Raw genomic sequence first — 11431 nt, 5'->3', positions numbered from 1 at the left:
TTTTGAATAATCCTGAAAATCCCGGTTCAGACTACCACGCAATTTCGCGCTTATCGTGCCAGAACTTGCCGGTTTCGTGATGGGGGGCTTCAGTGGCCAGCCAGACGATGGTTTCAGCGCCTTTTTCGACGGGTCTACTCGCTCCGGTTCCACCCATATCGGTACGAACCCAGCCCGGATCGACACAGTTGACTGCAATATTATGTTCCTGAAGCGCACCGGCAAACTGCCGGGTTACTGCATTCAACGCTGTTTTGGAAATGCTATATGCGGGCGCATACGTACTCATGTCGTGTAAAGCGCCAGCCCCACTCGATACATTGATAATGCGTCCGCCCGTAGAACTTTGCTGTAGAAAACAGAGAAAATCCTGAATAATCATAATCGGTCCGCTCACATTCGATTTCAAAGCGCGGTCAAGCAATTCAGGGTTAAGTTTCAGAATGTTTTCCCCGTGATCTTCCAGAATGCCTGCATTATTGACCAGTACGTCCAGATGATCGGCTTTTTGTGAAAAAACACCGCAGGCATTTTTAATGCTAACCGGATCGGTTACGTCGAGATGGATAAACGTGGCTTCGTAGCCTGCCTGGCATAATTCTTCAGCGGCTTCGCGGCCTTTGGCCATATCGCGTGAACCAATAAAAACGGCAAAACCACGTTGAGCCAACTGACGGGCAATTTCTTTTCCAATTCCCCGGTTAGCACCCGTAATCAACGCCGTATGTGCATGTTCTGTTCTCATAATTGGATACGTGATGGGTAAACAGCAAATTGGGATACAACTACCCCACTAGCTATTTTACTCGCTATACAGTCTGTTACTCCAATAAGCCAAAAAATGTTTAGAGAAAACGAACCGTATGCTCAAGCTGCCTGCCGTTTCCTCATAGTTGTTACTGGATTTATTACCTTACCGACTAATCTTGTGATTCTTTAAATGACTTACTCACCAATGAAACCAGTGTGTCTGCTTCTGAGTCTTGGCTTATTAATACCTGCCATTTGTGAGGCACAAACTCGCCCGGCACCAACAACCAACCGCCAGCAGGAGTTATATGATCAATATCATGGAATTACGAAAAAACCAACGTCAGCAACCACAGCCGCCCCAATAACAACTACACCGGCACCGGCCCAAACGCCATCCCCGGCCCCAATACAGGCTACGGAGGCAACGGTTGCAACGGTTCCGGCAAAAGCGGAATCCAGTACCGAAAGTGCGGCTGTTCGAATTGGGGTGCGGGGCGGTATTACGTACCCCGTCTTTTTGGAGGAAGTGGCTCAAACTGACCCCACCGTAGGTTTTGTAGGCGGCCTGGTCTTTCAGTTTGGCCGAGGAAAATTATCGTTCCAGCCCGAAATCAATTACAGCCGTACGACACTAAATACTGACATCGGTTTCGGGAAATTCAAGGCGTCGTCCGATCAGATTGTAGTTCCTCTGTTTCTAAAAATAGCCTCAGGCACTTTTGCGGGCAACCGTTTTTTTGTCAACGTAGGCCCTTATGGTGCTTATCTGGCCAGTATCAGTCAGAATGGTATTAAGCGCGACATAGACAGCGGCAGCAGCCGATTTGCTTTTGGGGCAGCCGCGGGTGTTGGAGCCATGATAAAGGCCGGACCGGGCCATGTTACCATTGAAGCCAGAGGATTATATGCCCTTGGCAACGATGTCGATGGATTCAGCACCGACGCTAAAACGATTCTGGCAGAGGGAACACTCGGCTACATTTTCCCCCTGGGCAGACGTTAAACACCATTTTTTAATTTCTCATAGAGTGGGTTTTAGAATGGCGGTGGCTTCTGGGCACCGCCATTTTTGTAGTCAATCGGTTGATTAGTCATTGAGAAGAAGCATGCTTATGACCAATCAACCAACGACAAATAGTCTATACAAATGCCAGACTCTTTTCCCATAGCCAGTCGGCATTGGCGTCGGTTGCGTCGCGATTGGAAGGAGATTTCGGACGGCTATCGGCAAAGTAGCCACCATTGTTTTGCTCACCGATCGCTTTAAGGGGAGCCGAAGCCAGAAATATCGAGGTCTGGGCTCCTTTTTCGGGCGTACGCATAAAGGTTCTGGCCAGTTTAAACAACTGGCTACCAAAGCCCGACATATCGCTGGCAAAGTTTGTGCGAACGGCTCCCGGATGGACAGAATAGGCCGTAATGCCCGTACCTGCCAGCTTTTTAGCGGCTGCTTTCGCAAACAGCAGATTAGCCAGCTTATCGTCGCCATAGGCCGACCACGACGAAATGGAATCGATATGTCGAAAAAAACGTGCTTTCCGGCCAAAGGCATGGGCAGCCGACGATAGGCTGATGATGCGTACGTCGCCCGTTTCCCTGGCCGTTTTTTTCAGTAGATCGAGCAGGTGATACGTCAGAATGAAATGTCCGATATGACTGGCATAGAACGACTTTTCGATGCCATCGGCAGTAAACTCAATTGAGGCTGGTGTGTAACCAGCATTGTTGATCAGCACGTCGAGCCGCTTGTAGTTTCTATTAATTTTTTGGGCAGCTTCGCGAACCGAATTACCATCGGCCAGATCTGCCGTTATCACGTCGACCCGAACAGCCGGATTGGCTTTCCGAACTTCGGCCTGCGCCAGAAGGCCTTTCTGCTCATTACGGCACAGAAGAATCAGATCGAACGATCGCTGAGCCAGTGCTTTGGCTGTTGTTAAACCTAACCCCGCATTTGCTCCTGTTATCAATGCAGTTTTGATTCCCATAAACTAGATACGGCTTAGTAGTTGTTCACTTACTAAGTCGTAGGTGATGCATTTTGTTTAGCTTCGCTGGCGTATTTTCGATAAGCCGGTAGCCTCTTTGGTTGTAACGGCAGGATTTCCCGAGTAAGTAATTGAACTGACACCATCGGCGGTTGCTGCCAATGTTTTGGTCACATGCACATTCGCCTGACTAGCGCCGTCTATTTTTATATCAGCCCGTTCAATTGTCAGCTTATCGGCATCCAGTTTTCCCGCCCCCGACATCCGAATGGTGGCATCGGCAACCGTGCCCTGAAGACTTGCCTTCGAGCCTTCGCGCACGGTCAATTTCAGGCTTTTGGCCGTAACCGGTGCAGTCAGGCTGCTACCCGTTTCAACAGTTGCGGTGAGGTTGGTAGCCAGAATGGGCCGATCGGAATTAACCGAACAGCCAGTGCTCACTATAATCTGGTCGAGTTGCGGCACATGAATCGTTACGGTTACACCTTTGGTATTTTTAAAATGGGTGTTTTCATTCAGCATGACCGTCAGTTCACCATTTTTCACCTGAGTCACTACATGCGGCAGTACATTACTTTCGCCTTCCAGTTCGGCCTGACTGGCATTTCCAGCCGCAATTCGAACACGCATCCCAACCCGCACGGTTAGCTTATGAAAACTACCGATGGTTCGTTGCTGCGTCACCATCTGGCCATTTCCAACAATACCGCCGTCCTGCGCATTGGCAATCAGGCTACTACAGCATAGTATACACACAAGTAAACTGGCAACAAGCGTTTTCATATGTAGAAAAAGTTAAGGAACTGTCCTCAAATCGCTACTTCAGACAGTTCTCTGTGGTCGTTAAATCGATGCTATAATGTTAACGAAAGATGCAACTATTTTCCTAAATGTGCTATCCAGACAACAGGATCTTACTGAAAGTAACCAGCTATAGCTTTGCCCGGCCGATTCCAAACAAAACGGGAACCCTATGTAGGGTTCCCGTTGACATGGCAGATGCAGAAAAGTTAGCAGTAGATAAACAAATCTACTGCTAACAGCCTACTTCATGCCTCAAAAGAGCAGCTTCCATCCATTAAAAAAGAGATCTTTCCCCGGTTGCCCCGACCACTGCTTTGGCGGCTCGTCGGTTTCGGTCAAGATGGTTTCTTTTTGCTTTACAAGTGCCGTAATGCCCTCCTTAGCTAATGACCGGCAAATGTCTTTCGTCGTGGCATCTCCTTTGCCAACCAGTAGTCCTATGGTTTCGTTGTCAGTTTTCATAGCGGTCAGTAGTTAATTAGTTTGCTTGCGCATACAATAAAGTCTGCAAAAACATTAGAGGCCGTCGCCCAGTGCCTGGGTTGCCTTAAAAATCTGCTGGGTTAGCTGGCATACATCAGCTTCGCCAATGGCTTTCGAGTATCGTTCACCCACTCGGTTCCAGGCCTGAGCCACTGCGGGTTGCAGTGCTTCGCCCTCGGGAGTGGGGTAAATCAGTGTTTTCTTTCCTTCCGATTCGCGCCGGACCAGTTGTTTCTGTTCCAGTTTTTCCACCAGTCGGGTAATGGTCGATGGTGTCAGATATAATGTTTCGCTCAACTGCGAAGGGGTTATTCCTGGCTGATCGACCACCTCACATAACAGATAAGCGTGAGAGTAGCACAACCCAAACCGTCCGAACTCGTCATCACCGATGGCCGTAATTGCCCGGGACAGTGCATTCGCTGAAAACAGTAGGCAGGCACTAAAGCGCGTTTCGGCTCCAGTATCCCGTACTGTTACACTAGTTTCTGCATTCATAATAGCTCTTTCAGGTTGATGAAACAAAAGTAATAACTGATATTTGTATGTGCAAACAAAATCAAAAAAAAATATTTTACTCTTCCGTCCGAACAACTTCCAATCTTCCAGTCCATATAAAGCAAGCGGCAACAATAACACTCTGGGGAAGTCCAGTGTCATCTCTGCAAACCGTTTCCGATTCCTCAATAATCGGAGGAAAATCGTTACTTTGCAGTTGATATGCCACTTTATATTACGTCATTAAATTCGGGGAGCAACGGCAATTGTTATTACGTTGGCAATGAGCAGGAAGCCGTACTGATCGATGCGGGTATTTCCTGCCGGGAAACCGAAAAGCGAATCCATCGACTGGGTTTATCGCTTCATACCATAAAAGCCATTTTCGTTTCTCACGAACATACCGATCATATCAGAGGCATACCGCAACTGGCCCGAAAGCACCAGTGGCCTGTTTATATTACTCCCCGAACGTTGCAGCAGTCGCGGTTGCCGTATCAGAGTTTTCCGACCCACCAGCTACGCAGCTTCGAACCCGTTCAAATTGGCGCTCTTACTATTACGGCATTCCCCAAACTGCACGATGCCTCCGACCCACACAGCTTTGTCATCGACTGTGAGGGCACCAGGGTAGGTGTGTTTACGGATATTGGTAGCCCCTGCAAAAACGTGATTCATCATTTTAGTCAATGCCACGCTGCGTTTCTGGAAGCTAATTATGACGATGATATGCTGGAAAAGGGCAGCTATCCCTACTATCTGAAACGTCGGATTCGGGGTGGCCATGGGCACCTTTCCAATCAACAGGCACTGGATCTGTTTAAGGGATATAAGCCGTCATTCATGAGTCACATTTTGTTGTCGCACCTATCGAAAGATAACAATAGCCCTCAACTCACCCACGACCTGTTTACGGCTCACGCCCACAACACAGAAGTAATTGTTGCGTCGCGTTTTGAGGAAACTCCGGTCTTTACCATTGCGGGTAATTTTGTTTAAGTCCCAATCATACCTCAAACGGCAGTTCGTAGCTTTTTGACATTACTTTTGAGCTTCGTGTTTTCACATCGACACGCGCTTTCAGGGGCGCACCAACAACAAAATAGACCTTAACAAACTGATCGGCATGGACCATCCATGACAGATCTTCAAGCAAATAATCGGTTACCCCCGCTTTGGATGCCTGATAGGCCCAACGCTCGGCCGCCAGCGGTTCGTAGTTAATGATGTGCCCCATATAATAGACCTGCAAACCGGGCAACGACTGGTTGCCAAGTTCAGTGCAACTCATTACAGTAATATTCAGGGACGAGTTGTCTTCAAGGTCTCGAACCGACCATTCGTCGATAACTGTTTTTTCGTTTGCCATTGTCAGTACGGATTCAATCGTAGGTTGTTTACGGTTAAGCCGGGTGCTTATGCTTACTCTTTTCCGGATAACCAAAAGTACTACCCAACCACAGAGACAACCAGTCAGAATGCACAGAAGGCCAATTACAGTCAATAACTCGCTAAACTGGGAAATAATTGGTGCCTTTGTCAGGTGCGCATCAGGCGCATTAGCTGAAAAGTGGTTCGTTTTAAATAGTCAGCCGCGTTTGTCAGTGCATCCTCTAAATCGATAGGGCCGGGCACAATTGAAAACGCGCTGGTTAACCCCAGCGCATCGAGTTCATGCGGATTAAGTTGCAGCGATCCACACAAAGCGACTACCGGAATCCGCTGTTCCTGGGCTAATCGGGCTATTCCGGCAATGAGTTTTCCCTGCAATGTCTGCTTATCAATGCGCCCTTCACCGGTCAGAACCAGATCGACGCCGGTCATTTTTTCGGCCAAATGAGTATGTTGGATAATCAGCCCAACCCCTTCGGTTAGTTTTGCCCGTAAAAACAACAGCGCTCCGGCCCCTAATCCACCAGCAGCTCCGGCTCCCGGCACATCTGGCAGATCGACCGCAAACTGTTCGTTCACCAGCGTAGCCCAATGGCTCATACCCGCATCCAGAATAGGAAGATCTGCGAGTTTAGCCCCTTTTTGTGGACCATAGATATAACTGGCTCCCTGTGTTCCTGTAAGTGGATTGGTTACGTCGCAGGCAACATCAACTGTTACGGGCAGGTTGTTTTCGGGCGGAACTATTGTATGAATCTGAGCCATCTTTCCGCCACATGGCCGCATTTCCTGGCCCACCTCGTTCAGAAATCGCCAGCCGAGTGCAGCCGCCATGCCAGTACCGGCATCGTTGGTAGCACTTCCACCAATGCCCAGAACGATATGCTTTACACCCGCCCGAACCGCATCAACGATTAGTTCGCCGGTTCCGAAAGTATTCGTCTGGAAGGGATCATATTCCGACGGCGTTAGCAAACGCAAGCCCGATGCCTGCGCCATTTCGATGAAGGCCGTTGAACCGTCGCCCGAAATGCCGTATCCGGCTTCAATTGGCCGACCGATGGGATCTTGTACAACAACCGTTTTCCAGGTTCCTCCGGTAGCCTGCGTAAGAACGTCGGCGGTTCCTTCGCCCCCGTCGGCCATCGGAATAGCCAAAACAGTAGCTGCCGGATTTGCCAGACGAATACCTTCTGTCATAGCGTTGCAAACGTCCTTGGCCGTCAGCGATCCTTTAAACTTATCGGGTGCCAGTAAAATTTTCATACCTACAAATTAATCGACGACCAAAGTAGCCAAACTGCCGGGCAAAGCAGTATATATGGTAGGGTTTCTTCCGTACTTTTCCCGATTTATCCGGTAAATAGTTCTCCGAACCTTTCCTTCTAAAGGAAACCAGGCAACGACAATCAACATTCACAATCCACCTACTTTTAGTTTCTTTACGGCATGACCCAACTTAAAGCAGCCATCATTGGTGGTGGCAATATTGCCGATACCAATCACATTCCGGCCCTTAAACAACAACCCGACCGCGTCGATGTAGTAGCCGTTTGCAGCCGCGACCAGGCCAAAGCCCGCGCTCTGGCCGATAAACACGGCATTGCCCATGCATTTGCCAGTACGAACGAACTCTACCAGCAGTGCGCCCCCGACGTTGTTGTTATCTGTACACCCAACAATCTGCATTATCCGCAAACAATGGAAGCGCTGGAGCATGGTAGCCATGTATTCTGCGAAAAACCCCCTGCCATCAATGCACAACAGGCCCGCGACATGGCCAGGTTAGCTGCCCAAAAGGGGTTGGTGCTGGCCTATAATTTCCAGCTTCGCCAAACCAGTGAATGGGCATTGCTGATGCGCTGCAAAACCAGTGGTTTACTAGGCGACATTTACCATATTAAAGCTCATTTTCTGCGTCGGCGTGGCATTCCGGGCTGGGGCTATTTTACTAACAAAGCCATGCAGGGTGGCGGTGCACTGATGGATCTGGGTGTGCATGTACTCGATCTGGCTCTCTGTGCGCTCGACTACCCTACTCCCGATCAGGTTTTGGGAAATGCCTATGATTTTATTGGCAAAACCGGCGGAAAAGGACTAATGGGTTCGTGGAAGCCCGAAACATTTGAAGTAGAAGATGCAACGATGGCCTATCTATCTTTTCCAGGCAAAGCCTCTATTATGCTTTCGGCTTCGTTTGCATTGAATACGCAGGCCGACAAAGACCGTAATCTGGAAATTTTTGGTAGTAAAGGTGGTGTAAAACTATTTCCATTCTCGCTCCATACCGAGCTGGCTGGCGAACTGGCCGATGTACAATTCCCTTATCTGGAAGACAACGACATTCAGTTAAAAAACACAGCCGCTTTTCTGGATGCCTGCGAGGGTAAACCCTCCAATGTCTGCACAGCCGAAGAGGGAGCCATTTTACAGGAAATTGTCGAACGAATTTATCAATCAGCCGGAAGGTGAGTAGTTTGTGGTGGCGCTGCATGAGAAGGCTATATGCTGATAGGCAGCGCCACCATAAACCATTATTTCACCGGCAGATGCACCTCGGCCATCATGCAACGAGCCGAGCCGCCACCATTACCTTCAATCATCGACAGATCGAAATGGAGTAAGGTCGCATAATCGTCTAACTGATCGATTTGTTTGGGCGTTAGCGATTCGAATGCGCGGGTCGACATTACCAGTAATTTTTGGCCTTTCTGCGTCTGAATCATCAGCATGTTTCCGGCAAAACTGGCCATTTGTTCGAGCGTGATATCAATAACCCGTTTGTTAAGTTTTTCCAGTTCCTGCCGAACCATCAGCCGTTCGTCGGGGTCGGTGATTGCGGCCAGACAGACAACTGCAAACGTATCGCCAATGCACATCAGCACATTAGTGTGATAAACAGCTTGCCCGTTGGCATCGGCCGCCCGGAAGGATAGGGTACGGTAGCCGGTTTGCTGCGAAAATTCGTCCAGCACCTGCTGATCGGTTCGGGGCGACAGGCTGGCAAAGGCCACCCGATTCATCCGGTCGAGCACCATACTACCCGTTCCTTCCAGAAACTTGCCTTCCTGCTCAAAATGCGTCAGGTCGATCACCGTAGCCACATGAAACCGTTTTGCCAGATCGTCAATAATATCGACACGTCGTTCGAGCCGACGATTTTCTGCCTGCATTGGATAGAGCACTACTTTTCCGCTGGCATGAAACGAAACCCAGTTGTTCGGAAAAATTGAATCGGGCGTGTATGGGTCGGCGGTATCGTCATACACCATCACCTCAACGCCCATAGCCTGAAGCTGACGCACCATTTCATCGAATTCGCGAAGAGCATCCTCCTGGGCCGCATCCTTCGTTTGCGCAGCCAGTTTTATATCCTGAAACGCATTTGACCCGGCAGTTTCGGGATTGAATCCGAAGTTGACGGGCCGAATCATAAGAATTCGCGAAGTAGCCTGAGATTGCATACGAATGATAGTTGGTAAAAGAATAGTACTAATTTGTCAGCAAATTAGCACCAAAGCCTTAATAGTTCAATGAATTTGACTGATAAGCTTCCCAAACGCCGAAAAGTTGATTCCGCTAAATTTCATCCCGAAGCAGGGGCAGGCTCATGCAGTGCGATCCTCCTCTGGCTCTCGATAATTCGGCAGAAGGGAGCATAATGAACGTATTTTCTATGGTTTCGGGCGACGATTCGCCCCGTTCGAAGCGTTCGAGCAATTTGGCCGCTCCGATTACCTCAAAACCAGCTTCCCGAAAGGCGTCGGCCGTTTTTTCATTGCGATCATAGCCCACGACCACGCCATCTTTCAGCGCCAGCAGGTTGCAGGAATCGGTCCATTGTTCGCGGGCACCAAACGGAAACTCGTTGTTACCCGAATAAATAAATTGCACCGAATCGGTAGCTCCCAGGTCGTTTCGACTAATGTCGGTCAGTAAATCTTCCAGGTTTTCGATCTCAATTGGTTTGTGTTCCAACCCTTTAATAAACTGAAGTATTTTCAGGTCTTCCGACACATCTTTCGGTGCGAAAAAGTGAATCACATCACGTTGTTTGGCTTCATCGCCCGTGCGGGCCAGCGATCCCAGCAACACCCATACATTACGTTTCACCTGCGTAAAAATGGTATCGATGTGCATATAGTCCCGCTTCTTGGGAATTTTCAGAATCGTTACTTTATCGACCAGGTTTTTGGAAAAAACAAGGCGCATTACCTGCTGAGCAGCATAGAGCGTTGTTCGTTCGCTAACCCCAATCATCAGATGGCGTTTGGCAATCATCATCACATCGCCCCCTTCCAGTGTTGATCGGGTCACATCCCGATTTGTATCGGCATCCGATAGCAGGAAAGCATGTTCGTTATCCGGAATTTCAATGATTTTATCCTGATAATCGGCAAAAAGCGGATGATTAAAGAAAATATACTGCGTCAATAACGCTTCACGCGTTCGAGCGAGTTTAGCCGGTTTATTGAGCAGGATGTGATCGTTAATGACAATACCTATGTCGCGCGTAAAAATAAAGTTCGGCAAAGGCGCAAACAGCATAGTGCGGTCGGGTAGCGACCCCGAAATCATGATCTTGGCCAGTTCGGCCGGATCATACTCATTCAATTGCTGCTGGGTTCGGAACGAGGTGCGCTCGATGCCACAAATGGCAGCAATCAGACGAGTGCGAATCGATTCATTGGCAAGGATCTCAGCTAATAAAAGCTGAATATCAACAACCTTATCGGACCTGAAATAATCAGAATGGCCGGGCTTAAAAAATGTCCGATCAGAGTCGGGGCCAAGGCGGGCTATTTTACCTCGTACTTTCTCAGGATCTAAGAAATATAACAGAATCTTAACGTAGTAATCGTATTCATCCCGGCGCATCATGTCCAGATGAACAATGTCTTCAAACAGCCAGTCCTGCGCTTTAGACGGTATGACCTTACCCAATCCACGATCGGGACTATGAATCAGTAAACGCTTCAGGGTGCCAATCTCCGAAGAGACATGAACACGAGGAAGCGTATTCGATTGATCCAACGAGTTTATCACCTCACTATCAGCAAGAGCCGCATTCTTTTCATTTTTCATACGCAAATCAGGGTCTCGGTTACTATCGACTCCCCGACATGCAAGGTACAGTTTTGACGGTGTAAATGAAATCAGACCATCTATACGCAGACTTACTCTGGCACGGAGCCGACAACAAACCCTCTATAAGCTATAAAACTTATTTAATGCTCCTTCAATATGGATACTCCAGCATATCACCCATACTCGATAGTAAGTTTTTAGTTTACTATTAAAATAATTTAAACTACAATTAATTATTATTAACACATAAAATATATAAATAGCCCAATAAATAAATCGTATTTCTTAGTAAAAACAGCTACAAAGCTGTTTTCAAAAAAATCTTGGCACGCATTTTGACTCTTTTATATCAATAAAACCATTTCTGGTTTTCATTAACTAAATACATATCAAACTACACCATTAAACAAAATGAATACCTATAA

Annotated in this window: 12 protein-coding genes; 3 read left to right on the top strand and 9 right to left on the bottom strand. The window is 48.1% G+C overall.

Going from position 1 to position 11431, the window contains the following annotated elements:
- Nucleotides 1-31: 31 nt before the first annotated feature.
- Nucleotides 32-745, bottom strand: coding sequence for an SDR family oxidoreductase (locus WBJ53_RS07045; protein ID WP_338875362.1), 714 nt, complete (start codon nt 743-745; stop codon nt 32-34).
- 210 nt (nt 746-955) lie between these two features.
- On the opposite strand from WBJ53_RS07045, the gene WBJ53_RS07040 reads away from it, so the two are divergent.
- Nucleotides 956-1756: a porin family protein gene (locus tag WBJ53_RS07040; protein ID WP_338875361.1), complete on the top strand. Its 801-nt coding sequence runs from the start codon at nt 956-958 to the stop codon at nt 1754-1756.
- Between the two features lie 136 nt (nt 1757-1892).
- On the opposite strand, the gene WBJ53_RS07035 is transcribed toward WBJ53_RS07040, so the two are convergent.
- From WBJ53_RS07035 to WBJ53_RS07020, 4 genes are all read right to left on the bottom strand, one after another.
- Complete coding sequence (locus tag WBJ53_RS07035) at nt 1893-2741, bottom strand: SDR family NAD(P)-dependent oxidoreductase (RefSeq protein WP_338875360.1); 849 nt, start codon at nt 2739-2741, stop codon at nt 1893-1895.
- Nucleotides 2742-2798: 57 nt separating this feature from the next.
- Nucleotides 2799-3524, bottom strand: a complete 726-nt coding sequence (locus tag WBJ53_RS07030) for a head GIN domain-containing protein (RefSeq protein WP_338875359.1) — start codon at nt 3522-3524, stop codon at nt 2799-2801.
- Nucleotides 3525-3797: 273 nt separating this feature from the next.
- Nucleotides 3798-4007 carry a hypothetical protein gene (locus WBJ53_RS07025; RefSeq protein ID WP_338875358.1) on the bottom strand — a complete coding sequence of 70 codons (210 nt, stop codon included), beginning with the start codon at nt 4005-4007 and terminating at the stop codon, nt 3798-3800.
- Between the two features lie 54 nt (nt 4008-4061).
- On the bottom strand, nt 4062-4526 hold the full coding sequence (locus tag WBJ53_RS07020) for a MarR family transcriptional regulator (protein ID WP_338875357.1): 465 nt from the start codon (nt 4524-4526) through the stop codon (nt 4062-4064).
- 222 nt (nt 4527-4748) lie between these two features.
- On the opposite strand from WBJ53_RS07020, the gene WBJ53_RS07015 reads away from it, so the two are divergent.
- Nucleotides 4749-5525, top strand: coding sequence for an MBL fold metallo-hydrolase (locus WBJ53_RS07015; RefSeq protein ID WP_338875356.1), 777 nt, complete (start codon nt 4749-4751; stop codon nt 5523-5525).
- 7 nt (nt 5526-5532) lie between these two features.
- Here the strand turns inward: WBJ53_RS07015 and WBJ53_RS07010 are convergent, their stop codons facing one another.
- Nucleotides 5533-5895 (bottom strand): hypothetical protein, encoded by a 363-nt coding sequence (locus tag WBJ53_RS07010; RefSeq protein ID WP_338875355.1) that lies wholly within the window; start codon nt 5893-5895, stop codon nt 5533-5535.
- Nucleotides 5896-6065: 170 nt separating this feature from the next.
- Nucleotides 6066-7184 carry a glycerate kinase gene (locus tag WBJ53_RS07005; protein ID WP_338875354.1) on the bottom strand — a complete coding sequence of 373 codons (1119 nt, stop codon included), beginning with the start codon at nt 7182-7184 and terminating at the stop codon, nt 6066-6068.
- 183 nt (nt 7185-7367) lie between these two features.
- On the opposite strand from WBJ53_RS07005, the gene WBJ53_RS07000 reads away from it, so the two are divergent.
- Nucleotides 7368-8390 (top strand): Gfo/Idh/MocA family oxidoreductase, encoded by a 1023-nt coding sequence (locus WBJ53_RS07000; RefSeq protein WP_338875353.1) that lies wholly within the window; start codon nt 7368-7370, stop codon nt 8388-8390.
- 62 nt (nt 8391-8452) lie between these two features.
- Here WBJ53_RS07000 and WBJ53_RS06995 read toward each other — a convergent pair whose 3' ends face one another.
- Together WBJ53_RS06995 and WBJ53_RS06990 are read right to left on the bottom strand one after the other, a co-directional pair.
- A complete protein-coding gene (locus WBJ53_RS06995; RefSeq protein ID WP_338875352.1) occupies nt 8453-9382 on the bottom strand; it encodes an arginine deiminase-related protein in 930 nt (309 codons plus the stop codon).
- A gap of 115 nt (nt 9383-9497) precedes the next feature.
- Nucleotides 9498-11003 carry an arginine deiminase family protein gene (locus WBJ53_RS06990; RefSeq protein ID WP_338875351.1) on the bottom strand — a complete coding sequence of 502 codons (1506 nt, stop codon included), beginning with the start codon at nt 11001-11003 and terminating at the stop codon, nt 9498-9500.
- Between the last annotated feature and the right edge of the window lie 428 nt (nt 11004-11431).

The sequence above is a fragment of the Spirosoma sp. SC4-14 genome, assembly GCF_037201965.1.
In the GTDB taxonomy this organism is placed as follows: Bacteria; Bacteroidota; Bacteroidia; order Cytophagales; family Spirosomataceae; genus Spirosoma.
The sequence above is the reverse complement of the archived record's forward strand: the minus strand, read 5'-3'. Positions and strand labels throughout refer to the sequence as shown.